20 protein-coding genes and 4 pseudogenes are annotated in these 23,561 nt (G+C 59.3%); 13 read left to right on the top strand and 11 right to left on the bottom strand.

From position 1 onward, the window contains the following. Positions 1-266 precede the first annotated feature (266 nt). Together rsfS and JCM25143_RS10225 are read left to right on the top strand one after the other, a co-directional pair. On the top strand, positions 267-719 hold the full coding sequence (rsfS, locus tag JCM25143_RS10230; RefSeq protein WP_025861067.1) for a ribosome silencing factor: 453 nt from the start codon (positions 267-269) through the stop codon (positions 717-719). Positions 720-750: 31 nt separating this feature from the next. Further along, positions 751-1,206, top strand: coding sequence for a 23S rRNA (pseudouridine(1915)-N(3))-methyltransferase RlmH (locus JCM25143_RS10225; RefSeq protein WP_025861066.1), 456 nt, complete (start codon positions 751-753; stop codon positions 1,204-1,206). 1 nt (position 1,207) lies between these two features. Here the strand turns inward: JCM25143_RS10225 and JCM25143_RS10220 are convergent, their stop codons facing one another. After that, entirely contained in the window at positions 1,208-2,140 is a 933-nt protein-coding gene (locus tag JCM25143_RS10220; RefSeq protein WP_025861065.1) for a LysR family transcriptional regulator, read from the bottom strand. Between the two features lie 239 nt (positions 2,141-2,379). Between JCM25143_RS10220 and JCM25143_RS10215 the strand changes: the two genes are divergently transcribed. The 6 genes and pseudogenes from JCM25143_RS10215 to JCM25143_RS10190 all read left to right on the top strand — a co-directional run bounded on the left by JCM25143_RS10215 (position 2,380) and on the right by JCM25143_RS10190 (position 9,261). Next, positions 2,380-3,873 (top strand): FAD-linked oxidase C-terminal domain-containing protein, encoded by a 1,494-nt coding sequence (locus tag JCM25143_RS10215; RefSeq protein ID WP_025861064.1) that lies wholly within the window; start codon positions 2,380-2,382, stop codon positions 3,871-3,873. 20 nt (positions 3,874-3,893) lie between these two features. Next, positions 3,894-5,093, top strand: coding sequence for an FAD-binding protein (locus tag JCM25143_RS10210; protein ID WP_035370962.1), 1,200 nt, complete (start codon positions 3,894-3,896; stop codon positions 5,091-5,093). 10 nt (positions 5,094-5,103) lie between these two features. Next, positions 5,104-6,426: a glycolate oxidase subunit GlcF gene (gene glcF, locus JCM25143_RS10205; protein ID WP_025861061.1), complete on the top strand. Its 1,323-nt coding sequence runs from the start codon at positions 5,104-5,106 to the stop codon at positions 6,424-6,426. A gap of 105 nt (positions 6,427-6,531) precedes the next feature. Beyond that, positions 6,532-7,275, top strand: coding sequence for a (Fe-S)-binding protein (locus JCM25143_RS10200; RefSeq protein ID WP_025861060.1), 744 nt, complete (start codon positions 6,532-6,534; stop codon positions 7,273-7,275). Beyond that, positions 7,272-8,674 (top strand): annotated as a pseudogene (locus JCM25143_RS24775) (lactate utilization protein B). The gene JCM25143_RS10200 and the pseudogene JCM25143_RS24775 overlap by 4 nt, the downstream one beginning before the upstream one ends. Next, positions 8,671-9,261 (top strand): LutC/YkgG family protein, encoded by a 591-nt coding sequence (locus JCM25143_RS10190; protein ID WP_025861059.1) that lies wholly within the window; start codon positions 8,671-8,673, stop codon positions 9,259-9,261. Before JCM25143_RS24775 ends, JCM25143_RS10190 begins: the two are co-directional and overlap by 4 nt. Positions 9,262-9,334: 73 nt before the next feature. Here JCM25143_RS10190 and qhpR read toward each other — a convergent pair whose 3' ends face one another. Continuing rightward, positions 9,335-10,399 (bottom strand): AraC-like transcriptional regulator QhpR, encoded by a 1,065-nt coding sequence (gene qhpR / locus JCM25143_RS10185; RefSeq protein WP_025861058.1) that lies wholly within the window; start codon positions 10,397-10,399, stop codon positions 9,335-9,337. A gap of 249 nt (positions 10,400-10,648) precedes the next feature. Between qhpR and JCM25143_RS18675 the strand changes: the two genes are divergently transcribed. From JCM25143_RS18675 to fabG, 5 genes are all read left to right on the top strand, one after another. Then, a complete protein-coding gene (locus JCM25143_RS18675; protein WP_234395175.1) occupies positions 10,649-11,506 on the top strand; it encodes an aminotransferase class III-fold pyridoxal phosphate-dependent enzyme in 858 nt (285 codons plus the stop codon). A gap of 18 nt (positions 11,507-11,524) precedes the next feature. Next, complete coding sequence (locus JCM25143_RS24025; RefSeq protein ID WP_234395174.1) at positions 11,525-11,704, top strand: hypothetical protein; 180 nt, start codon at positions 11,525-11,527, stop codon at positions 11,702-11,704. Between the two features lie 44 nt (positions 11,705-11,748). Then, positions 11,749-11,919, top strand: coding sequence for a hypothetical protein (locus JCM25143_RS24020; RefSeq protein ID WP_234395173.1), 171 nt, complete (start codon positions 11,749-11,751; stop codon positions 11,917-11,919). A gap of 2 nt (positions 11,920-11,921) precedes the next feature. Further along, positions 11,922-12,944, top strand: a complete 1,023-nt coding sequence (locus tag JCM25143_RS10170; RefSeq protein WP_035370960.1) for a phosphotransferase enzyme family protein — start codon at positions 11,922-11,924, stop codon at positions 12,942-12,944. 139 nt (positions 12,945-13,083) lie between these two features. Then, entirely contained in the window at positions 13,084-13,830 is a 747-nt protein-coding gene (fabG, locus tag JCM25143_RS18670) for a 3-oxoacyl-ACP reductase FabG (protein WP_035370958.1), read from the top strand. 61 nt (positions 13,831-13,891) lie between these two features. On the opposite strand, the pseudogene murA reads toward fabG, so the two are convergent. The 9 genes and pseudogenes from murA to JCM25143_RS18645 form a co-directional block, all read right to left on the bottom strand. Next, positions 13,892-15,153: pseudogene (murA, locus tag JCM25143_RS18665) on the bottom strand (UDP-N-acetylglucosamine 1-carboxyvinyltransferase). 4 nt (positions 15,154-15,157) lie between these two features. Then, positions 15,158-15,711: pseudogene (gene dcd / locus JCM25143_RS18660) on the bottom strand (dCTP deaminase). Continuing rightward, the gene (locus JCM25143_RS18655; RefSeq protein ID WP_025861054.1) at positions 15,702-15,959 is read right to left on the bottom strand and encodes a hypothetical protein; all 258 of its coding nucleotides are present in this window, start codon (positions 15,957-15,959) and stop codon (positions 15,702-15,704) included. The pseudogene dcd and the gene JCM25143_RS18655 overlap by 10 nt, the downstream one beginning before the upstream one ends. Positions 15,960-16,082: 123 nt before the next feature. Beyond that, positions 16,083-16,718, bottom strand: coding sequence for a MarC family protein (locus JCM25143_RS10145; RefSeq protein ID WP_025861053.1), 636 nt, complete (start codon positions 16,716-16,718; stop codon positions 16,083-16,085). A 213-nt stretch (positions 16,719-16,931) separates the two neighbouring features. Further along, positions 16,932-18,653, bottom strand: a complete 1,722-nt coding sequence (locus JCM25143_RS10140) for a carbohydrate porin (protein ID WP_025861052.1) — start codon at positions 18,651-18,653, stop codon at positions 16,932-16,934. 285 nt (positions 18,654-18,938) lie between these two features. Beyond that, positions 18,939-19,832 carry a hopanoid biosynthesis-associated protein HpnK gene (gene hpnK / locus JCM25143_RS10135; protein WP_025861051.1) on the bottom strand — a complete coding sequence of 298 codons (894 nt, stop codon included), beginning with the start codon at positions 19,830-19,832 and terminating at the stop codon, positions 18,939-18,941. A 164-nt stretch (positions 19,833-19,996) separates the two neighbouring features. Beyond that, positions 19,997-21,424: a hopanoid biosynthesis associated radical SAM protein HpnJ gene (gene hpnJ / locus JCM25143_RS10130; protein WP_025861050.1), complete on the bottom strand. Its 1,428-nt coding sequence runs from the start codon at positions 21,422-21,424 to the stop codon at positions 19,997-19,999. Between the two features lie 128 nt (positions 21,425-21,552). Continuing rightward, positions 21,553-22,728 (bottom strand): annotated as a pseudogene (gene hpnI / locus JCM25143_RS18650) (bacteriohopanetetrol glucosamine biosynthesis glycosyltransferase HpnI). Between the two features lie 135 nt (positions 22,729-22,863). Further along, positions 22,864-23,463: a Tgt2/MlaC family protein gene (locus JCM25143_RS18645; protein ID WP_234395171.1), complete on the bottom strand. Its 600-nt coding sequence runs from the start codon at positions 23,461-23,463 to the stop codon at positions 22,864-22,866. Between the last annotated feature and the right edge of the window lie 98 nt (positions 23,464-23,561).

The raw sequence follows: 23,561 nt of genomic DNA, 5'->3' as shown, positions 1-23,561 counted from the left end.
CGGGTGCCCGCGCGCAGGGCCAGCGCACTCGCGTTACTTTCTCCCCCGGCATGGGCTTTCCTTGCAGGGGCACAAAACAGTATATCAGCAACGGCCATCCGAAAGCGCGGCGGTTTTCCCGCAAGCGCACGCTCCACGGCGGGGCAGGATGGGCAGAAGACAGGAGAACAGTCATAGCCATAAAGCCCCCCGCCGATACCCCGGCGCGCCCCCGTTCGTCTACCGCTTCCAGTCGGGCGGAAAAGGCGGCCTCGTCCCGTGCCGCTGTGTCCGGCGCGACTGCAGCACCGGGCTCGGTGCGCAAGAAAGCGGCCGCCGCAGGCCCCAAAACCCGTGCCAAGCGCGCGGTGGTGGCCCCCGACCTGCTTGAGCAGTCGCTTGCGATCATTACGGCCAGTCTGGATGACGATAAGGCAGAGAATATCGTCGTGATCGATCTGGCCGGGCGTGCGTCCTTTGCGGACAGGATGGTGATTGCCACCGGTCTGGCAGACCGGCAGATTGCCGCCATGGCCCAGCATATCGAACGCAAGCTGCGTGATATCGGTATCAAGCGCGTGCTGGTGGAAGGGGCGAATGGCTCCGACTGGGTGCTGCTCGATACGGGCGATATTGTCGTGCATCTGTTCAAGCCCGAATCCCGTGAGCTGTACGGGCTGGAAAAAATGTGGGGTGCGGAGCTGGATGACAGCAACGAAGAGAGCGTAACTCGGCTTTGAAAAAAGCCGGTTCCGTTAAAGGTCAGGGCTGATGCGGCTTGTGGCGGTAGGCCGCATGAAGGACAAGGCCGAACTGGCGCTTGTTGATCGGTACCGCAAACGCCTGCGACCAGCGCTTGATATTGTGGAACTGCCTGATGGCCGGGGCAGTGCCGAGGAAATCAAGCGGCGTGAGGCACAGGCCATTCTGGCGGCCTGCCCGGCGAACAGTTTTGTGCTGGCGCTGGATGAAGGTGGGCAGTCATGGGGTAGCCCCGCGCTGGCCAGCGCCATGCAGGGCTGGATGACCGATGGCCGGCAGCCCTGTTTTGTTATTGGCGGTGCGGAAGGGCTGGATGCCTCCGTGCTACGCCGGGCCGATGCCACGCTTTCGCTCGGGGCTCTTACCTGGCCGCATATGCTTGTGCGCATCATGCTGGTGGAACAGATTTACCGGGCACAGGCCATTCTGGCTGGCCACCCTTACCATCGTTCCGGCAGGCCCTGATTTACTCCGTTTCAAAAAACGATTCGGCAACCAGTTGTTTTTCCCATGCCTTGCAGGCGCTGCGCAGAACGTGCACCAGCCGGGTCACGAGTGGCATGTTCTGTCCTGCCCGTATGGCCACGGCCAACGTGGCGCGCGGGGCGGGTGCGCTGATGGCATGAAAGGTTACGCCGCCAGCATGGATCTGGCTGAGTGAACGCGGCACGACACTGACACCAAGCCCTGCGGCCACCAAGGGCACGGTGCCAGCAATCTGTGGTGCCTGTTGGCCAATTACAGGTGTTACTCCCGCCGACTGATAGGCGGAGAGAATGGCATCATGAAAACCCGGCCCCAGTTCTCGCGCGAAAATGATCAGAGGCTCATCGGCCACCATATCAAGGCTGATGACCGGGCGGGTTGTCAGCCTGTGCCCGCGCGGCAGGGCAATGACGGTGGGTTCGTCCAGCAGGTGAAAAACCGAAAGCCGTGCCGGGTCAGGGGCAGGGGGACGGATAATGGCCAGATCGACCGTGTGGTCATGGAGTGCTGCGCACAGGGCGGGCGTATTACTCTCTTCCAGCGAGAGCGTGACATTGGGCACCATTTCCCGAAAACGGCGGATAGTCAGCGGAATAACCGGCAAAAGTGGCACGGCTCCGGCAAGTCCCATGCGGATATGCCCGGCCTCGCCTCGGGCGAGTTCCTGCGCGGTTGAGAGAAACTGCCCTTGCAGGTCTAGGATCGTGCGGGCGCGGGGCAGGAGGGCTTGCCCGATATCTGTCAGCCGCACCCCGCGTGTCTGGCGTTCAAACAGCACGACACCCAGATTGCGCTCCAACTGGCGTATCTGCTGGCTGAGCGGGGGCTGTTCCATGCCGAGTGCTTCGGCAGCACGGGTGATGCTTCCATGCTCGGCCACGGTTACAAAATAGCGCAGGTGCCTGATATCCATCACCCATACGTATAGCATATGGCAGTTGTCTTGAAGATATAGTGGCAGGCGTGGCGTTCTTGTTATATCAAAAGCGCGCCATGGACGGGTCGCTGGCTGGCATGCTGATCCGGCTGTGATATTTCGTTTGTCATGGCAAATTGAAGACTGTAACCGAACCGGGGGCAGGTGCGGGAAAAGCGTCATGTCTTTTCCCTTTTTTGTGCCCTGTGGCGGTTCAGAACGGAAGAGATGACGCAATGCAGATGCCCGAGCCCAGTCAGGACATTATGAACCAGCGCGAAGCTCTGGCGGTGGCGCTGCGCCAGATTGTCGGACAGGAATGGGTCATTTCCGATGAGGCGGAAAGGCGGCCCTACCAGTGCGATGGTATTACGGCTTACATGGCTATGCCGTTGCTGGTTGTCCTGCCCGGTTCGGCGGCGGAGGTGCAGCAGATCCTGCGCTTCTGTCATGCAAAAGGTATCAAGGTGGTGCCGCGCGGTTCCGGCACGTCGCTGTCCGGCGGGGCGTTGCCGCTGGAAGATGGCATTCTGCTGGTAACATCACGCCTGTGTAACGTGCTGGAAGTGGATGCCGCCAACCGCGTTGCGCGTTTGCAGCCCGGCGTGCCCAATATCAAAATTAGCGAGGCGGTGCAGCATCTTGGCCTGTGTTACATGCCTGATCCGTCCAGCCAGCTTATTTCCACCATCGGTGGCAATGTCGCGGAAAATGCCGGTGGTGTGCACTGTCTGAAATACGGCGTGACAGCCAACCATATTCTCGGTCTTGAAGCCGTGCTGATGACGGGCGAGGTCATTCGCCTGGGTGGTGCCTATCTGGGTGCTGCGGAAGGCGAAATGGATCTGATGGGCGTGCTCACAGGCTCCGAAGGGCTGCTGGCCATGGTGACGGAAATTGCCGTGCGGCTGGAGCCGGTGCCTGAAGTCGCGCGCGTGATTTCCATGAGCTTTGCATCGGTGGAGCAAGCCTGTGCCTGCGTAGGGGCCATTGTCGGGGCGGGGATTATTCCAGCGGGGCTCGAATTCATGGACCGCAAGGTGCTTGATGCCGTGTCTGTGCTGATCCGTGAGACCTTTGACAGCAATACGGCGGCCCTGCTGCTGTGCGAACTTGACGGCACCGCCGTAGAGGTGGACGCGCTGGTGGATGTGGTGAGTGACGTGGCGCGCACTCAGGGTGCGATTGAAACCAAGGTCAGCACCACGGAAGAGGAACGGCAGAGAATATGGAGCAGCCGCAAGCTGGCTTTCTCGGCCATTGGCAAGCTGTGCCCGGACTATTACTGCACGGACGGCACCATTCCGCGTAACAAGCTCCCTGAAGTGCTGAATAAAATGGCCGATATGTCGGTCAAATACGGGCTCGATTACGCCAATTGTTTCCATGCGGGTGATGGCAACCTGCACCCGATTATCATGTATGATGCCGCCAAACCCGGTGACCTTGAAAAAGCCGAGGCTTTCGGCGCTGATGTGCTGATCGCCTGTGTAGATGCGGGCGGTGTGCTGAGCGGCGAGCATGGGGTGGGGGTCGAAAAACGTGACCTCATGACACACCAGTTTACTGACATCGATCTGAACCAGCAGCAGATGGTCAAATGCGCTTTTGATCCTGCCGAACTGCTGAACCCCGGCAAGGTGTTCCCTACCGCATGCCGGTGTGCCGAGTTCGGGCGCATGCATGTGCGTAATGGCGTTGTCCGTTTTCCTGATATCCCGCGTTTCTGAGCGAGGCGGAGTTTTCTGACATGACACAGACAGAGACAGCATGTTTGCGCCCTTCCACCACGCAGGATGTGGCGGATATCATTATGGATGCTGCAGCGGCCGGGCACACGCTGGCGGTCACCGGTAATGGTACCCGGCGGGGGTTTGGCAACCCTGTTGCCGCCAGCCGGGAACTGACGCTTGGCGGACTTGATCAGGTCGTATTTTATGACCCCGAGGATCTGGTGATCCGCGCCGGGGTTGGCCTGACGCTGGATGAACTGGAAAGCATGCTGGCACAAAAAGGCCAGTATCTGCCGTTTGAACCGCCCCGCTATACTGGTCTGTATGGAACGGACGGACAGCGCAGCACGCTGGGTGGTGCGGTTGCTACGGCCCTTTCCGGGCCGCGGCGTATTCTAAGCGGTGCCGTGCGGGATTTTGTGCTCGGGGTTGAGGGCGTTAACGGTCAGGGTGACGTGTTCAAGGCTGGTGGCCGCACCATGAAAAACGTGACCGGTTACGATCTGAGCAAGCTGGTGACAGGTGCCTGCGGCACACTGGCGGCGCTGACGACGGTAACCATCAAGGTGCTGCCAGCCCCCCGCGCGGAGTTGACGCTTGTTCTGCCTGCCAGCACGCTTGAAGAGGACCGCGCTCTGTTTGAAAAAATCCGTGCCCTGCCTCTGGGTGTCGGTGGGCTTGCCCGCCGGGTGGCTGTGGATGGAAAGTGCGAGGTCGTGATCCGGGTGGAAGGGACGGTGCCGGGCGTTGCCGGTAACCGGCAGGTGCTGGAAGCCCTGCTGCCCACGCCACCCCGCGTGGTCGAGCAGGAAGAAAGTCAGGCCCTGTGGCGTGACATTCGCGAGTTGTCCTGCCTTGCACCAAAGGCGGATGAGCTGGTCTGGCGGGTAAACCTGCCCGCTACCGCCATGCCCGCCTTTGTGGATGAAGCCCGCAAGGCTGGCTGCATCAACCGCTTTTTTGTGGACTGGGCAGGGGGCATTGTATTTTCCACCATGCGCGGGGTACAGCCGGAGGTGGACGCTCTGCGTTATCGCAAAATGGCGGAAAAAATTGGTGCGCGGGCAATGATTCTGCGTGCACCGGATTCCATACGCAGCCAGTTTGGCGCTTTTCCGCCAGTGGCGGCAGGCGTTGCCGCGCTTGAACAGCGCACGCGTGCTGCCTTTGACCCTGCCGGTATTTTTAATCCCGGTCGCATGACAGTGCAGGCATAGGAGACGCACAATGCTCAGCCATATTCCCGAGGCCGCGCAGGATGCGGATGCCAATATCAAACTGGCAAAAGAGATTATCGGCAACTGCGTGCATTGCGGTGTCTGCCTGTCACGCTGCCCGACCTATGCTGTCCGACATGAGGAAAATGATAGTCCGCGCGGGCGTATTTTCCTTATCAAAGGCATGTATGAAAAAGGGGGCGTGCCGGATGCCCGCACGGTCGAACATCTGGATCGCTGCCTGACCTGTCTGGCCTGCGAGGCCATTTGCCCGTCCGGGGTGGAATATTCCAAGCTGATTGCCCATGGGCGCGAATATGTGGAGCAGCATTATCGCCGCCCGCTGTTTCAGCGGGTGGTGCGCGAAAGCCTTATAAGGCTGCTGCCCAATGCCGGGCTGTTTCGCAAGGCGATTGCGCTGGGGCGTCTGGCCCGGCCTGCGCGGGGGCTGTTTTCAGGCACATTGCGCGCCATGATGGATATGGTGCCTGCCAGTCCGCTGCCAGCACCCAGCCCGGTGGATCGGCCCCAGACATTTACCGTCACACCCGGTACGACACGGCGCAAACGCGTGGCGCTGCTCAATGGCTGTGTGCAGACTGCTCTGGATACGGCCATTAATGAGGCGACAATCCGCCTACTCCAGCGCCATGGGGTGGAAGTTGTCGTGGCGCAGGGTTCAGGCTGCTGTGGCGCGCCTGCCGAGCATATGGGTGCTGAGGACAAGGCCCTGCCGCTGGTCAAGGCCAATATTGATGCATGGCTGCGTGAGGCTGATGGCCCCGAAGGGCTGGATGCTGTCATTATCAACACCTCGGGTTGCGGAACATCGGTCAAGGCTTATGGTCATGCCATGCGGCTTGACCCGCAATGGGCGGAGAAGGCGGCCCGCGTATCGGCCATGGCGCGCGATATCAGCGAATTCATGACCGAAATCGGGCTGATGTCGCCTGCACGACCCACCGGCCAGCGGATTGTCTATCACTCCGCCTGCTCCATGCAGCACGGCCAGCGTATCATCAACCAGCCAAAAGACCTGCTGCGCTCAGCCGGTTTTACGGTTCTGGATGTGCCTGAAGGCTATCTGTGCTGTGGTTCGGCGGGCACGTATAACCTGCTCCAGCCCGAGATTGCGCAGCAGCTCAAGGAGCGTAAGGTGCGCAATATCCGCTCGGTTAACGCACAGGTTGCGGCTAGCGGTAATATTGGCTGCATGACACAGCTTGCCGGAGATGTTGGGATTCCGTTTGTGCATACAGTCGAACTTCTGGACTGGGCGACTGGCGGCCCCGAGCCCGCAGCACTGGCGAAAGCCCAGATTGCGGCCGGGTAAGAGGGGTGTGAGGCCCGCGCATAAGACTGATCGCGGGTTTCAGGTTTTTATTTGTGAGTGATTTATTCGATTACGGGCATCGCTATGCCCGGCACGGGGGTGCGTATGAAAATCGGGTTGTTTGTTCCTTGTTATATTGATGCGTTTTATCCCAAAACAGGGATCGCTACGCTGGAACTTCTCGAAAAACTGGGACAGGATGTGGAATACCCGCTGGACCAGACCTGCTGTGGCCAGCCCATGGCCAATTCCGGCTGTAACAAGGATGCAGCGGCAGCCGAGGCGCTGTTTGTGAAAAATTTTGCAAAATATGATGCTATTGTCATGCCTTCGGGTAGTTGCGCACATCATGTTAAGGACAATTTCGACGCTATTCCCCAGACGGATGAAGTGCATCATGTTCGCAAAAACACCTATGAACTCGTCGAGTTCCTGCATGATGTGCTGAAGGTCGATGCGTTCCCGTGGGCTGAATTTCCCCACAAGGTCGGGCTGCATAACAGTTGCGGTACGCTGCGGGCCTTGCGCACTGCCAGCATGTCTGAACTGGGTGAGCCGTTTTTTTCCAAACCCATGGACCTGCTTTCCAAGGTGCGGGGCATTTCCTTTGCCACGCCACGCAGGCCGGATGAATGCTGCGGTTTTGGCGGCACGTTTTCGGTAACGGAAGAGGCCGTTTCAGCCAAAATGGGTGTGGACAAGGTACGTGACCACCATCAGGCAGGGGCGGAATACATCGTGTCGGCCGATACGTCGTGCATGATGCACCAGCAGGGCTGCGCGGAGCGGGCAGGCGTGCCAATCCGCTTTATTCATATTGCCGAAATCCTGAACGGAGCACGGGCATGAAGGTCAAGCCAGTCAATCACGCGCGGGCGGCGGAGGCGTTCATAAAGGACACGCCGCACCTGACATTCCATGATGAACGTCTGTGGGATTTGCGCCAGAAGCGTGACCAGCAGATGCACGAACTGCCCGAATGGCAGGAACTGCGGACTCTTGCCTCGCAGATCAAGGAACACACGCTGGCCAACCTGCCCGACTATCTCGAGCAGTTTGAAACCAACGCGAAAAAGAACGGCATCCATGTGCACTGGGCAGCCGATGCCGCGGAACATAACCGTATCGTGGGTGAAATTCTTGAAAAGCATGGCGTAAAGTCGCTGATCAAGAGCAAGTCCATGGTGACGGAAGAGTGCAACATGCGCGAATATCTGGAGCCGCGCGGCGTTGTCGTTACCGAAACCGATCTGGCGAGCGTATCCAGCAGCTTGATAACCAGATGCCCAGCCATATCGTGGTGCCAGCAGTGCATAAGCTGACGCCTGATGTGGCCAAGCTTTTTGCAGAACACTACCATACCGACCCCAATGATGATGATCCGCAGTCCCTTGCGTGGTCGCAGCGTCTGGCGGCGCGGCCGGTTATTCTGGCGGCGGATGCGGGCATGACGGGCGGTAATTTCGTGGTGGCGGAAACCGGCTCTTTCGTGGTCTGCACCAATGAAGGCAATGCCGATCTGAGCGCTACCGTGCCGGGTCTGCATATTGCAACGCTGGGGATCGAGCGTCTGGTGCCGCGCATGGCCGATCTGGGTGTGTTCGTGCGCATGCTCTCGCGCAGTGCGCTGGGTTCGCCCATTACGCAATACACAACGCACTTCCGTGGCCCGCAGGATGGTGGCGAAATGCATGTGGTGCTGGTCGATAACGGGCGCTCGCACCGGCTGGGTATGGAAGATTTCTGGACTTCGCTCAAATGTATCCGCTGTGGGGCGTGCATGAATACCTGCCCGGTGTACAGGCGTTCGGGCGGGCTGTCCTATGGGGCGGTGTATTCAGGCCCTATCGGTGCGATTATTGATCCGACCTTCAATGAGCGCAAATACAGCACATTGCCTTTTGCTTCGACCATGAACGGCAGTTGCACCAATGTCTGCCCGGTCAGGATCAATATTCACGACCAGCTTTACAAATGGCGGCGCGTGCTGGCCGAGCATCATGAACTGCCTTTCGTCAAACGCGAGGTCATGAACATGGCCGGGCGGCTGATGGGCCAGCCCAAGCTGTACCGTGCGGCCATTAGTGGCACGGAAACAGCGCTGGGGGTGTTGCCACGTTTTGCGCTGTATAACTGGCTCAACCCATGGGGCAAGAACCGCGAACTGCCGCACCCGGTCAAACAGACATTCCATAGCTGGTATAAGCAGAACCGCCTGAAGACCAAAAAGAAAGGGGAAGACGCATGAGTTCGCGTGATGCCATTCTGGCCCGCCTGCGTGACAACCGGCCTGACCCTGCGGCCCATCCCCTGCCGCCTGTTGCACGGCTGGGTAATATGGATGCAGGCCGTGCACGGTTTGAAAAAAGCCTGGCCCTGCTGGGTGGACAGGTGCTTGAGCCGCAGGCCGGTGAAAGCCTGAGCGCTGCTATTGCCCGCCGCTTTGCCGATGCCAAAATCATCTGTTCCGCAGTGCCGGATTTTGAAGGTACGGTGCGGATAGAAGAACTGGGCACCCCACAAAAAGCTGCCGAAGTGGATGTGCTGGTTGTGCGCGCGCCATTTGGCATTGCGGAAATGGGCTCTATTTTCCTGAGTGAAGCGCAATTGCCGACGCTGAATTCCGCAGCACATCTGACGCAGCATATTGTGGTGATCCTCTCGGAAGCTACGCTTACGGCCAATATGCACACCGCCTATATCGAACGGCCTGAATTTCATACCGCGCGTTATGGGGTGCTCATGAGCGGGCCTTCAGCCACAGCCGATATTCAGGGTGTGCTGGTGCGCGGCGCACAGGGTGTGCGTACGCTCAGTGTCTGGTGGGAACCATAAGCCGCCACCTGTAGCGACCGGGTGGGGTCTGCCTGCTGTTCGCGCTATGATTGTATCGGGGTCGGGCGGCAGGTCAGTCCTGTGGGGTGCCGCCCGGCAGCAGGCTGCTGGGTGCGTGGCCATGCCAGCGAGTGAAGGCGCGGGTAAAGGAACTGCTTTCCGCATAGCCCAGCATGAACGCGGTCTGGGCGACGGAAAAACGGCCTGATTGCAGATAATGCACGGCCTGCTGCTGGCGTGTTTCTTCAACAAGCTGGCGGTGGCTGGCATTCTGGTCTGCCAGCCGCCGCTGGAGTGTCCATGGCGGGCAGCCCAGTTCTTCGGCTACGGCGGTAATGGATGGATATCCCTGCGGCAGAAGGTGGATAATAACCTGCCGCGCCGTTTCCAGAATATTGCGTGTTTGTGTGCGTGCGGTTTTTTCCGCCTGAATGTTCAGCAGGCTGCTTCTGGCAGTGCAGAACAGGATACTATCCGCATCGGGCATGGGGGTGCTGAGCACCGATGCCGGAAACAGCAGGGCGTTGGAACGCCTGCCGAAATGCACGGGGCAGCCGAAAGCCTGCCCGTGATCCTGCCTGTCCTGTGCTGCGGCTTCGTGGCGGAAATGCACTTCGGTGGGGGCCCATGTCGGGCCCATGGCGGCTTTGATCAGGTTGCAGAAAACCGCCAGAGAGAGTTCGCTATCATGGCGGTGGTTGCTCAGGTTGGGCGCATCCACACTATATTCCAGCACACAGACCCCGCGCCGGATCTGGCTGCTGACAGTGCTGTTGTCCTGATGAACGGCAAAGAAGCTGGCCAGATTGTCCAGCGCATCGCCCAGAGTGGGGGCTGACAGGGCCAGATAGCCCAGCAGGCCCAGACGGCTGGGAGCGAACTGGTGGCCGAACCACAAGCCAAAATGAGTCGTGCGCGTGCTGTGTGCCGCGTAGTCCAGTGCCTGACAGTAGGTGTCCAGAAAGACCATGTCCGAGGGGGCGCACTGGCGCGGAACAGCCAGTCCGGCCTGACCGAAAACGTCAGCCGGGTTTCCGCCACGCTGGCGGATGAACGTGTCGAACCCGTGAACAACGGAGGCCAGAACAGTGGTGGAAAACCTGTCCGGGCCAAAGGGGGCCTGTGCCAGTTGTGTCATGTTCAAGCCTGCAAGGTCATGTCTGCCTGATGCAAGGGACAGACAGGCAGGATAGCGCATGAGGGGCAGGCTGCGTCAAATCATTTCTATCATGGAACATATGGCGGCGTGGCGGTGGGTCATAGCTCCCCGTCATTCTGTCATCAAATGGCATGAGATTGTGACCGTCTGCCATTAAATGCCAGCACGGCGGAGGCATACACTGAATGCATCATCAGCCTCATTAGGGGGCAAGGCAGGGAGTGTAAGATGACCGATCCGTATCTGGCGGGATTCAGCGACAAGGCAGCGGTTCTGGCGGCCTCGGAACGGTACTGGAACCCGGACAAAACCCGTTTCTGGCAGGAGGTCGATGTGCCGCTCGTAATCGGGCGGCGCGAAGGCTATGTCCTGACCGATATCAATGGGCATGAACTGATCGATGTGCACCTCAATGGCGGCACCTATAACCTTGGCCACCGTAATCCAGATCTGATCAAAGCGCTGACAGACGGGCTGGCGTATTTTGATATCGGTAACCACCATTTTCCATCGCCCTCGCGCACCGCGCTGGCTATGAAACTGCTGGCCCTGTCAGGGCAGCCTTTCGAGCGTGTGGCCTATGCCACAAGTGGGAGCGAGGCGATTGACCTTGCGATTAAATCCGCACGGTTTGCGACAGGGCGGCGGCGGATCATTTCCATCCGCAAGGCCTATCATGGCCATACAGGGCTTGCTGTCGCCACGGGCGATGAGCGCTTCAGCCGTCTGTTCCTTGCGGACAGGCCAGAAGAGTTCGAACAGGTGCCCTTTAATGATCTTGACGCCATGCGCACGGCCCTGCGGGCGGAGCCAGCCGCGGCGGTCATTATGGAAACTATTCCGGCTACCTACGGTTTTCCGTTGCCTGAGCCGGGCTACCTCGCCGCGATCCGCGCCCTGTGCGATGAAACGGGTGCATTGTACATTGCCGATGAGGTTCAGACCGGGCTGATGCGTTCTGGCGTATTGTGGGCCATTTCGCGCCAGAAAGTGCAGCCGGATATTCTTGTGACATCCAAAGGGCTGGGTGGGGGTATCTACGTTTGGTGCACTGCTGATGACAAAGGCAGCCGGTGGTTGGCTTGACCGTGACGGCTTTGCCATATGTCCACCTTCTCCGGGTCTGAGGTTGGGTGTCATGTGGCATCCGCCGTGCTGGATATCACCACCAGTGCGCAGACCGTGGCCAATGTGCATGCTGTTATCAACCAGTTTGCGCAAGGGCTTGCGGATATCCGTTCGCGCCATGCGGACTGGTTTGTTGGTATCCGTCAGGAAGGCTGATTATCGGTCTGGAATTCAACGATGCACAGGGTGCCAAACCCGTCATGCGCGAGCTTTACAAGCGCGGGGTCTGGGCTATTTTCTCCACGCTTGATCCGCGCGTCTTGCAGTTCAAGCCCGGCTTGCTTCTGACATCCGGGCAGGTGGGAGACATTCTGCAACGGCTGGAAGATGCCGTGGTGGCCAGTGCCCCTGTCATGAGCGAAAGGGTGTGAGCATGAGAGACGCCGCTTGGCAGGAAACATCATGGAAGTGGTATGAAAACACGCAGGCGTTTTTGCCGCTCTATGGTTTGCATGAAAACTCACGCTGCACATTGCTGAGCTTTTCCGAAAATGCCGTCTACCGGGTCGAAGGGCCCGGTGGTGTGGTGCATGTATTACGCCTGCACCGGCCACATTACCGCGAAATTGCTGAAATTCAGGCTGAAATCACGTTTATCGACCGCCTGATAGAAGACCGTGTGTTACAGACTCCCCCAGTTTTGCCCGCTGTGGACGGCAAAAAACTGGTTATTATCGGGAGTGGTGAGCGCGAACAGCATGCGGTTCTGTTCCGGTATTTTGAAGGCCATATGCCTCAAGCCGATGGTCTGGACAGGGATTTTTTCAGGCTTGGGATCATTTCCGCCCGGCTGCATGACTATACGCACGGCAATGCAGCGCTTAACAGCCTTGAGCGCCCGGAATGGACGGTCGCTACCACTATTGGTGAGCAGGCCATGTGGGGGTGCTGGAAACATAACCATGCCATGAGTGCCGAGCAGCATCAGGTTCTGGACGCGGCAGACCAGATGGTGCGCCGCAGGCTGGCCGCCTATGGCAGGCCGGATAATCGCTGGGGACTGCTGCATGGGGATATGCGTCTGGCCAATATCCTGTCCAACAAGGAAGAGATGTGCCTGATCGATTTCGATGACTGCGGGTTTAGCTGGCACATGTATGAGCTGGCCTGTGCCTGCACGTTTAACGAATACGGGCCGGATATAGAAAGCCTGTGCAGCAACTGGGTGCAGGGTTACCAGAGCCAGCGCGCACTTGATGATGCGGATGTGGCCATGATCCCGACCATGCTCATGCTCCGCCGGCTGCTGATGGTTGGCTGGTTTGCAACCCACCGCCATTCGACCGAAGCACAGGCACTGGAAGGTGGTTTTGTGGAAACATCGGTGGTTATGGCTAAAGACTATCTGAGTGGTGGTTTTCTGTCCGATCTGGTGTCGGGATCCGCCGCAGCCTAGAGCGTATGTTTTTTGTTATGCATTATGTTTCTATATCGTAATAATATGTGACTGTCGGCAGGCATGCTGCATCATTGGCCATGCCTGCGGGGTTTGTGCGGCGGAGGGTAAGCATGTTCAGGTCTCTGGAAGGCGTACGGTGCTTGTTACAGGAGGCACCCGGGGCATCGGGCGCGGTATTGCCGAGCGTTTCGGGCAGGTAGGCTGTCAGGTGGCCGTTGTTTCGCGCAAAGCGGAGGATGCGCAGGCGGTTGCAACTGCCATTGGGCCAAAAGCCTTGGGGTTTGGTGTGGATGTATCGTCCGGCGCTGCCTGTGAAACGCTGGTCGAGCAGGTTGTAAATGCTTTCGGGGGTGTGGATATTCTCTATGCCAATGCGGGGATTTTCCCATCTGCCACGCTGGAGACCATGACCGAGGAAGACTTTGATCATATCATGGCGGTCAATCTGCGCAGTTTGTTTACCTGCACGCGCGCGGTGTTGCCGGTCATGAAGAAAAAAGGCTGGGGGCGTATCGTCGCGACATCGTCTGTGACTGGCCCTATCACCGGTTTTCCGGGCTGGGCGCATTATGGGGCGTCCAAGGCTGGGCAGATGGGTTTTTTACGCACGGCAGCGATAGAACTGGCCCCGCATGGCATTACCATCAACGCGGTCATGCCCGGTAATATCCGTACCGAAGGGCTGGATGGTCTGGGTGATGAATATCTGAGCGCCATGGAGGCATCCATTCCCATGGGGCGTCTGGGCTCGGTTATGGATATTGCCAATACCGCGATGTTTCTTGCCTCGGAGGAGGCAGGCTATATTACTGGGCAGGGTATTGTTGTTGATGGTGGGCAGGTTTTGCCGGAATCTGCCATGGCTTTACCACAGCAGCTATAACCTGTTACGCGCAGGCCGCGCGCTGAGGGGCTAACCCGCGCCGCGTGGCCTGCGGAGTGTATCAGTCGCGCACGCGTTCGATTTGCGCACCGCAGGCTGCGAGCTTGCGTTCCACCGCTTCATAACCACGGTCCAGATGGTAAACGCGGCTCAGGATTGTCTCACCATGGGCGGCAAGGCCCGCGAGAATGAGCGAGAACGAGGCCCGCAGGTCTGTCGCCATGACAGGAGCGCCCGAAAGCCCATGCACGCCACGGATAATGGCGGATGATCCATGCACGTTGATGCGTGCGCCCATGCGGTTGAGTTCAGGCACATGCATGAAACGGTTTTCAAAAATCGTTTCCGTGATCATGGAAGCCCCGTCCGCCACAGAAAGCAGCGCCATGAACTGGGCCTGCATGTCCGTGGGGAAGCCGGGGTAAGGTTCGGTCATGATATCGATACCACGCAGGGCGCCGGTGCGCCGCACCCGCATGGTGTCGCCTTCCTGCGTGACTTCCACGCCGGTTTCTTCCAGCGCGCGCACCACAGCCCCCAGATGGTCGACATGCCCACCCACCAGACGCAGGTCACCACCGGTAATGGCGGCAGCGCAGGCATAGGTGCCGCACTCGATACGATCAGGCATGATCCGGTGCTCGGCCCCGTGCAGTGCCTCCACCCCTTCGATGGTGATGGTACCGCTGCCAGCGCCCTGAATACGCGCGCCCATGGCGTTCAGGCAGTTAGCCAGATCGACCATTTCAGGCTCGCGCGCGGCGTTAATGATTTCCGTGCGGCCTTTTGCAAGGGTCGCGGCCATCATCAGGTTTTCGGTTGCCCCGACAGAGGCAAAAGGCAGGATAATCCGCTCGCCCTTCAGGCCGTGGGGCGCGCGGGCGTTGATATAGCCGTTTTCGAGAGTGATTTCGGCCCCGAGTGTTTCCAGCCCTTTCAGGTGCAGGTCAACCGGGCGGGTGCCAATGGCGCAGCCTCCGGTAGGGACACCCGCGCATGGTGGCAGCGCGCGAGCAGCGGCCCCAGCACGAGAATGGATGCCCGCATTTTGGAAACAATGTTGTAAGGCGCTTCTGTATTCGTAATGTCGCCACCCACGGACAGGGTGGAGCCATCGCCCTTTACGTCTTCCACGCTCAGCCCGTGCTGTACCAGCAGGGCGCGCATGGTGGCGATATCGGCAATATGCGGCACATTGGACAGCACCAGCCGTTCAGGCGTGAGCAGCCCTGCGACCAGAAGTTTCAGCCCCGCGTTTTTGGCCCCACCAATCACGATTTCCCCATGCAGGGGGCGGCCACCATGGATAATGAAACGATCCATCGGGTTACATCCGGGGCGTGGCAACGCCACGCTGGCCCATATATTTGCCGGCCCGGTCCGCATAGCTGGTCTCACACGGAGAGTCGCCCTTGAAGAACAGGAACTGGCAGATGCCTTCATTGGCGTAGATACGTGCGGGCAGGGGGGTGGTGTTGCTGATTTCTATCGTAACCTGCCCTTCCCACTCGGCTCAAGCGGGGTCACGTTCACGATAATGCCGCAGCGCGCATAGGTGGACTTGCCCAGACACACCACCAGCACATCGCGCGGGATACGGAAATATTCTATCGTATGCGCCAGCACGAAGCTGTTGGGTGGGATAATGCACTCATCAGCCTTGCGCGAGACAAAGCCTTCAGGGCTGAAGTTCTTGGGGTCGACAATGGCGTTGTTCACGTCGGTAAAAATACGGAAATCATCCGCTACCCGCGCATCATACCCGTAGGAAGACAGGCCGTAGGAAATCACGCCCTCGCGCTTCTGGTTTTCCACGAAGGGTTCAATCATCCCGTGGTCGGTGGCCATTTTGCGGATCCAGGTATCAGGCATCACGGGCATGGTTTGGGCTTTCCTGTTTCAGGGCGGGCGGAAGAAGTGGGGGCGGCGGCGCTGTCGTTTTCCTGCCTGCTGCGGGCTTGCGCCTTGCGGCGGAGCAGATTGGCGCGCAGGGCGGCGGCCTGTCTGTCCAGACGTTCAGCGTGGGCGGCCTGTCCTCTGGCGGAAAGGCGCGAAGCCGTATCACGCCCGGTGGATGGATCGCTGCTTGGGGCCGCTTCGGGCGCTGTTTTGTCTGTGGGTTTGCTCATGAAGGGAGGCGGCAGGCCAGTCGCGCGCGGTTAAAGGGAAACAGTCTGCTGAGTAGCAGAGGTGGCCTGCCATGCCTAGAGCGTGTCGTGTGTTGTCCTGCCGGGTACCATGTTCTGCGCGGTTTAGTGAGCAAGCCCCGGAAAGGTCGCCTTAAGCCCGGCAATGACCATGCCAACGGAAATGGCTAGCAGGATCATACCCATCAGCCGCGTTGTAATCGTGCGCATTGTCTCGCTCATGACCCTGCCGATTGCGGCGGCAAAAAACAGCGTCACAAACAGGATCAGCAATATGCCCGCGATAATGCCGCCTATTTCCATCATGTCGGTTACGGAGCTGCCGGGCCCGGTATAAATGATGGTGGTAGCGATGGTTCCCGGCCCGATCACCAGCGGGAAGGTAAGGGGGTAAAACGCCAGACTGGACAGGTTTTGTGCCTGTGCCTGCTCGTGATCACTGCCCTGATGGGACGTAATGGTGCTGCCATTGAGCATGGACCAAGAAATCTGTGCGAGCACGATCCCTCCCGCTACGCGGAACTGGTCAATGGTAATGCCAAAAAAGCCAATGATCTTTTGCCCTGCCAGCAGAATGATCAGGCACATGATGGCGGAATAGACCGTAACCTTGAACGCCAGAGCGCGCTGCTGGCCCGCCGAAAACCCCGCCGTCATGGCAAGAAAGACGGGCAGGCTGAGAAACGGGTTCATGACGGCCAGAAATGTGCCGAGCGCCTTGATGATTTCCGTATGATCCAAGGGGACGTATCTTTCGCGTTCTGTGTTTACGCGCTGGACGATGGCATAAGATACGTATGAGAGACCACCCGCTTTGTGCGGTGTAGCGCAGCTACATGGCTCTCTGACAGGGCCGGGTGGGCTGCGGGTCTGTCTTTTGGCCCTGCACTAGCCCATTGCCGGGCATGGTGCAGGGTTTTGTGGCTCCGGGTGGAAGAACCCGGAGCATGGTGTTTACAGGTTGGCGATAACTTTCAGCCCCATAGCGGCGGAGTTGGGAATGTTATGCGTCTCGCCGGGGTGGATCATGTACTGAAATTCCGGCTGGATGATCAGGCCCGGCAGCGCGTCAATGCTGTAATAGGCTTCGATCACGTGAGAGTCGTTCTGCACGCCATGTACCCCCAGAGAAAGGTTCATGTCCTGCGCGATCATCTGGCTTTCACGTCGGCGGTCGCTGACCTTGTACCAAGAATACAGCACACCGAACCGATCCGTCAGGCGTGAAGGAATGACCCCCACCATCGAAAAGCCGCCATAGACTTCGTCAGACACGTTCACAGCGCGTGGTGTCACATGCACATAACCGGCCATCAGATATCCACCGGCCATCTGGTTACGGCCACCAAGGCGGTAGACCATCTGATCGGTTTCAAGCCAGAACATGTCGCTCGGCCCTGAGTGGACACCGGGCATGCTGTTCACCACGGCGGCAGGCAGCGCGGTGCTGATTTTGTCCGCATAGCGGGTCGTGTCATGCGCGTAACCCAACACGTAATGTCCGGGCAGACGGTTACGTGTGAGGAAGGGTTCCCATGTGAACTCAATCGGCAGCGACAGGCCGGTTGCGTTTTCAGCACCCCATGCCCAGCCCGAAGGGTTGTCGCTCAGCGCGCTCACAGAATACGCACCCACCTGCAAAGCCGTATCCCGCGTGGGGCGGAAGCGCAGCCGTGCGCCCCATGTGGCCTTGGGATACACGCTGAAACCGGGGTTCTGCTTCAGAGCCACAGGAGCCGAGCAGGTGACCTGGAACGAGCACAGCAGTGGCGATGTCGCAAACACATGGGTGAGCGACATACGACCAAAGATCAGGTCCATGGTGTTGTTGCGGAATTTTTTCTCGGCATACATGTCCACCAGATGGGCGGCCACGTTGCCTGAGAGGGTATACACTTCCTGCAAAGCCACGAACTGCTCACCCACGCGGTTCTGGTAAGCCTTGCCCGCGCGTTCCATGACGAGCGTATGCACGGACCAGCCGTTCAGGCTCGGTGCCATCTTGCCGAGGTCGAACGTGCCCTGCAGGGTCAGTTCATGCACATAGCTGTTGCCGTGTTCGTTCGGCAGCCCGCCCGAAAACAGCCCCATCCATTCACCCTTGTAGGATAGGGAGAAGGAAAAGCCCTTGTCTTTCAGTCGGTTGCGGAACGGCATCAGCGGTTCCACAAGGTGGCCAGTGCCTGCGGTGGGCACGTAGTAGGGGTCGTCCAGATCCTTGTCGCGCTGGGCGTCGAGCCATGCGGGCAGCAGGGCGGAAGGCCCTTCACCCTTGGAGATGGCGTCAAGTTCGATCTGGTGGAAAGAGTGCTTGATTTCAGATGGCACGATCGGGAGCATGCCAAATGGCGACTGACCGCTGATTGGCAGCACTGGCACGCCGCTCGGCGGAATAGGCGTATTGGCCGGGCGCTTGATAGCCGCAGGGTCCGGGCCAAGCATTTCCGCATCAAGCGGTGCTGCGGTGACGTGCACAACGCTCACTGGTTTGCCGGATGCCGCGGTGGCTGCCTGTGTTGTTGTGGTGGTCGCCAGAGGTGCCGTAGGTGCGGCAAAGGCAGCAGGCATGTGCCACAGGGCGGCCAGCGCCAGTGAACTGCAGCCTGCGTTACGTGTTGAAAAAGCACGGGGAGCAGCCGCGCGCCGAGCAGCGCGGCTTGAGAAGAAACGAGACATTCCGCGTCCTGTTGCTATCTGCGTCTGATGAAAATCGAGGGCGTTCAGAACCGTCTAGGCTGACGGCAAACAGACAGGGACGACACCAGCGGGTGCCGTACACAGAGTGAAGAGTAACGGGCGGAATAAAAATACCTGAGCCATGGAACCAACTTTCATTATTGTTTTTTTGGTATGTCGGCCCTCAGAAAAAACCAGAACTCCGGGTACGGGTCAAGGGGTGTTGCGCAATAATATTACAAAAAACAAAAAAATAAGGACATAAAATTAAAAATATTACGCCAATTAGGTTTTTATGGTAAAATTACAACAGTCGGCGTGACTACCTGCACGGGCCAGATCCTGCCAGCCGCACAATTGCGTGTGCGTGCGCGCCAAAGCCTGCCGAAAGCCATCCGAACAGAGGGCTTCCAGTTCCTTGTCATGTTCATAGGTGGGCATGAGGCGTTGCAGCAGGGTATTTTTATGCGTGGCGGGATGGAAATAGATCTCGGACACGCCTTCTGGCAGGTGCATTGCCAGTGCCGCCATGCGCTCGGGGGTCATATGCCCGCTCCAGGCCAGACCAAAGCACCAGTCATTGGTCATCATGCCCGCTTTGCGGGCCTGATAGCGCAGGAGCTTTGTCCAGCGACGCAGGATGGCATCGCCCAGCGTATCAGGCTGCGTGCCGGATGCGAAAGCTAGCGGGCCGGGGGGTTCAATGGGAATGCGCACGGCATTCAGCCCGTAGCCTTTGCCAATCTCGATCATCAGGCCGCCGACTGCCGGGTGCAGGTGCATGTGCTTGTGGGCGTTGGCATGATCCAGCCGCAGGCCTGTACGCCTGAAAGCCTCAAACTGGGCAGTAATTTCGCGCCTGAGTTCCCGCCGGCCTTCGGGAAGAAAGAAATACTCGACCCCCAGCCCCAGTTGCGAGGAAGACAGCCACCCGTCCGGGCCGGTAATCAGGGGGAGTTCGGCATGGCTGAGCGTGGCCGGGCCTTCGATCGTGACAAGGTGCAGCCCGACATTAAGCGTGGGCAGGCGCTTTGCGCGCTCCACGGCGTCCTTTGCGGCAGCGCCGGCGACCATCAGGCTGGCCGTGGAAAGCAGCCCCTGACGATGTGCGATTTCAATGGCTTCATTCACTTCGACAGACATGCCGAAGTCATCAGCGGAGATAATGGCGCGTTTCATGGCGGGAACTCCGTGCACCCGCTATGGGGGGCAGTGAGAGGCGCCGGGTAGGGCGGGCCGATCCGCGCGCCTGACAGGGGGCTGGGCATGAACCACGCCACGCAAACGCCCTGCTACACAATAAAATCCCCCACAGACCTTGCGGTGTGTGGGGGGCAGTAACCTCAGGCGGCCTTGCGGTCCTTGAGGAACTGGAAGAACTCGACGCCTTCGCGCAGGCGGCGCTTGAGCATCTGCGGCGAGGTGATCATTTCCCCAAGGATGGAGGCGATCTTCGGCGCGCGGAAGTAGAACTTCTTGTAGAATTCTTCAACGCTGTTGAAGATTTCCGTGTGGGAAAGATGGGGGTAGTGCAGCGGTGCGATCTGCACGCCGTTTTCGTCCAGCAGTTCGGCGTTGCTTTCGTCCAGCCAGCCGTTTTCGGTGGCCTGCTGGAACAGGGCCGTGCCGGGATAGGGAGCCGCCAGAGAAACCTGCAGCGTGTGCGGGTTGATTTCCTGCGCGAAGCGGATGGTTTCCTGAATGGTTTCCTGCGTTTCGCCCGGCAGACCCAGAATGAAGGTGCCGTGGATCTTGATCCCGAGTTCATGGCAGTTCTTGGTGAACTCGCGCGCGACTTCAACGCGCATGCCCTTTTTGATGTTGTGCAGGATCTGCTGGTTGCCGCTTTCGTAACCGACCAGCAGCAGGCGCAGGCCGTTGTCACGCAGCACCTTCAGGGTGTCGCGCGGCACATTGGCCTTGGCATTGCACGACCAGGTAACGCCCAGCTTGCCCAGTTCGCGCGCAATGGCCTCGGCACGGGGCAGGTCGTCGGTGAAGGTGTCGTCGTCGAAGAAGAATTCCTGCACCTGCGGGAAATACTGCATCGCCAGACGGATTTCAGCCGCCACGTGCTGCGGGCTGCGGGTGCGGTAGCGGTGGCCACCCACGGTCTGCGGCCACAGGCAGAAGGTGCAGCGCGATTTGCAGCCACGGCCCGTGTAAATGGAGATGTAGGGGTGCTTGAGGTAACCGATGAAGTAGTCCTCAATTCGCAGGTCGCGCTTATAGACTTCCGTGACGAAGGGCAGGCTGTCCATGTCTTCGATCATGGCGCGGTCGCGGTTGGCGACAATCTCACCGTTCTTGTTGCGCCAGGTGATGCCGTCCACATCCTTGAAGTCCATGCCGTCGGCAATGTCCTTGATGGTGAAGTCGAACTCGTTGCGAGCAACGAAGTCGATAGGCGCACCCTTGAGCATGCTTTCTTCAGGCTGCACGGCAACCTTCGCGCCCACCATCCCGATCTTCAGGTTGGGGTTCACGTCCTTGAGCATCTGCGCCACCTGCACATCCTTGGCAAAGGACGGGGTGGAGGTGTGCAGGATCACCAGATCGCGGTTTTTCACGTCTTCAAGAATGGGCTCCATGCCCATACGTGCGGGGGGGGCGTCAATCAGGCGGCTGCCAGCCACCAGCGCCGCAGGCTGTGCCAGCCAGGTCGGGTACCAGAAGGACTTGATTTCGCGCCGGGCCTGATAGCGTGAACCTGCCCCGCCATCAAAGCCGTCAAAGGTGGGAGGCTGGAGGAAAAGGGTTCTCATCGTCATCTGTTTGTGTCCTGACAGGAAAAGGCTGTGTAGCGGGCTGCGGCCAGTTGGCCGGAAAGACCTCGGTCTGCTTTGGGTAGGGAATTACTCTGGCCCGTGAGGGGAAAGCAAGTCCTGCGATGCCAGCCCTAGCGTCCGGTGGAGAGACTCCGCGGGGCTGGAGCCGATGCGGCAGGGTGGGGAGCGACGTGCATGGTCTGCCCGCGCCAGTGGACTTCAGTGCCGCTGGCACTGCCGACCATGATCGCAGCGGAAAGCCAGTCTCGCAGGGGGAGCAGCAGCATTGGCCAGAGCGCGCGTGCTCCCACGGAGCGGTCGATCAGGTATGAAGTCAGCGCCCGCACGGCCCAGATTGCCCAGAAAAAAGGCAGGGACATGCCGCATGTGGCTGAAAAGCCACGCAGAGCAGGGCCCAGAAAAGCGGGAGCTGGATGGAAGACGCGGCATAGCCCGCTGGGGCCAGTGCGCAGACAGTCCGGCCCCAGCGCAGCTCATGGCGTAACAGGTCTGTCACACTGGATTCGGCAATGGTGGTCCAGGTCATACACCCGGCAATGGCGATGTTCTGGCCATGCCGCAGGATAAGCCTGCCCAGCAGGGCGTCATCCGCCACATGGGGCAGCAGGGCTTCCAGCCCGCCCACGGCTTCCAGCGTGGTGCGGCGCAGGGCCATGGTGGCCCCAAGGCAGTCCTGCCTGCCAGATAGCGCGAGAGCATGACGCCGGGCAGGAAGTTGTGTTGATCTGGCAGGCGGCCAGCTTCTGCACCACGGTATTGGCCGAGGTCAGGCCCGCGTACAGCGTTGTGACCAACCCCGTGCGGGGGGTCTGCAACGCTGCGACAATCTGGCGCAGATAGTCCGGGCTGACATGGATATCGGAGTCGGAAATCACCAGCACATCATGCCGCGCATAGGGCAGGATGTTCATCAGGTTGCTGATTTTGCGGTTCAGCCCGTGCAGGACGGGGTTAACCACCAGCCGCATGTCCAGCCGCGGGTAGCGTGCCTGTAAACGCTGGACAATGGCCACGGCGGGGTCATCTGCCTCGCGCACGCCGAACAGGATCTGCATATGCGGGTAGTCCTGCGTGCAGAAGCTTTCAAGTGCTTCTTCCAGCAGGGGCTCCGAGCCGTATAGGGGCTTGAGAACCGTAACAGGTGGCAGCACTTCGGTCAGGGGGGCGCTGCGCTCACGCTGGCGAAAGCGCGCCAGCAGGCCTGCCCCCAGAGCGGACTGGACACAGCCCGTGACGGCCAATGCCGCGCTGACAGCCGCCAGAACAGGGAAGACACCGGTTGTCATGCCTGTGCCTCTTCCTGCCCGACGTTATATCCTGCCTTGTGTCTGCCACACCGCACGCTGGTGTCCTGTCCGCTGTTTTGACTCAGTTGCTCGAGTAATTCTGAACCTTGCGCTCCAGAACGGCAATCAGCCCCGCTACACCGCCAGAGGCCAGTGTGGAACTAAAATCCGCGCGCTGGGCGGCTGCCTGACTGATATGGCGTCACTCAGCAGAACGTCCGTAATACGCCAGCTACCGTTTTCCTGATGCACGATATAGCTCAGTTCGGTCGGAGCGGAACCATCATCGCCACCAACATGGGTTACGACAATCTTGCCGCCGCCCGCCGGGGCATCCGCAATGGTGGGGGAAACGGAGAACTGGACATCCGAACCGGGCTTGAAGCTCGAGACGTAACGCGCAACCGTGTAGTTGCGGAAAGCCGCCAGAAGCTTCTGCTTTTCATCGTCGTTCAGGGCGTTGTAGCGCAGGCCGACCGATGCCTTGAGCACGGCTGTCAGGTCATAGGACTGGTCAATGGCCGGAGCCACGATCTGGCTACGCTCAGCGAAGCTACTATGGGCTTTCTGGACTGTGTCCAGTGCCTTGTAGAGAATCTGGACAGGAGCCGCAGGTGCGTTATCCGCGGCAGATTGCGCCATGGCAGCAGGGACGGAAACTCCATGCCCGGCCACCGGAAGGACTGCGATACCAAGGCTGAACGCCAGGGCCGCACGGAAGGAAATGCGTGTCATGGTTTTAAGATGTCGTTCCCGTAAGGCGGTTTGGCAAGTTCGCTGCAAGCATGCCACCGATGTTTCCCGTGTTTAGGCCGTTTTGGGCTTTCAGGTCT

It is taken from the genome of Acetobacter papayae JCM 25143, from assembly GCF_000613285.1.
In the GTDB taxonomy this organism is placed as follows: domain Bacteria; phylum Pseudomonadota; class Alphaproteobacteria; order Acetobacterales; family Acetobacteraceae; genus Acetobacter; species Acetobacter papayae.
Note: the sequence above shows the minus strand (reverse complement) of the source record. Positions and strands in the feature narration are given on the sequence as shown.

Bases quoted from the DNA above. Each gene is read 5' to 3' on its own strand.
- JCM25143_RS10140 (WP_025861052.1), bottom strand. From the start codon at position 18,653: ATGTCTCGTTTCTTCTCAAGCCGCGCTGCTCGGCGCGCGGCTGCTCCC.
- JCM25143_RS10190 (WP_025861059.1), top strand. From the start codon at position 8,671: ATGAGTTCGCGTGATGCCATTCTGGCCCGCCTGCGTGACAACCGGCCT.
- JCM25143_RS18675 (WP_234395175.1), top strand. From the start codon at position 10,649: ATGACCGATCCGTATCTGGCGGGATTCAGCGACAAGGCAGCGGTTCTG.
- JCM25143_RS10170 (WP_035370960.1), top strand. From the start codon at position 11,922: ATGAGAGACGCCGCTTGGCAGGAAACATCATGGAAGTGGTATGAAAAC.
- JCM25143_RS10220 (WP_025861065.1), bottom strand. From the start codon at position 2,140: ATGGATATCAGGCACCTGCGCTATTTTGTAACCGTGGCCGAGCATGGA.
- JCM25143_RS18645 (WP_234395171.1), bottom strand. From the start codon at position 23,463: ATGACACGCATTTCCTTCCGTGCGGCCCTGGCGTTCAGCCTTGGTATC.
- hpnK (WP_025861051.1), bottom strand. From the start codon at position 19,832: ATGAAACGCGCCATTATCTCCGCTGATGACTTCGGCATGTCTGTCGAA.
- JCM25143_RS10215 (WP_025861064.1), top strand. From the start codon at position 2,380: ATGCAGATGCCCGAGCCCAGTCAGGACATTATGAACCAGCGCGAAGCT.
- qhpR (WP_025861058.1), bottom strand. From the start codon at position 10,399: ATGACACAACTGGCACAGGCCCCCTTTGGCCCGGACAGGTTTTCCACC.
- hpnJ (WP_025861050.1), bottom strand. From the start codon at position 21,424: ATGACGATGAGAACCCTTTTCCTCCAGCCTCCCACCTTTGACGGCTTT.
- JCM25143_RS24025 (WP_234395174.1), top strand. From the start codon at position 11,525: ATGTCCACCTTCTCCGGGTCTGAGGTTGGGTGTCATGTGGCATCCGCC.
- JCM25143_RS10200 (WP_025861060.1), top strand. From the start codon at position 6,532: ATGAAAATCGGGTTGTTTGTTCCTTGTTATATTGATGCGTTTTATCCC.
- JCM25143_RS18655 (WP_025861054.1), bottom strand. From the start codon at position 15,959: ATGAGCAAACCCACAGACAAAACAGCGCCCGAAGCGGCCCCAAGCAGC.
- glcF (WP_025861061.1), top strand. From the start codon at position 5,104: ATGCTCAGCCATATTCCCGAGGCCGCGCAGGATGCGGATGCCAATATC.
- JCM25143_RS10210 (WP_035370962.1), top strand. From the start codon at position 3,894: ATGACACAGACAGAGACAGCATGTTTGCGCCCTTCCACCACGCAGGAT.
- JCM25143_RS24020 (WP_234395173.1), top strand. From the start codon at position 11,749: ATGCGCGAGCTTTACAAGCGCGGGGTCTGGGCTATTTTCTCCACGCTT.
- JCM25143_RS10225 (WP_025861066.1), top strand. From the start codon at position 751: ATGCGGCTTGTGGCGGTAGGCCGCATGAAGGACAAGGCCGAACTGGCG.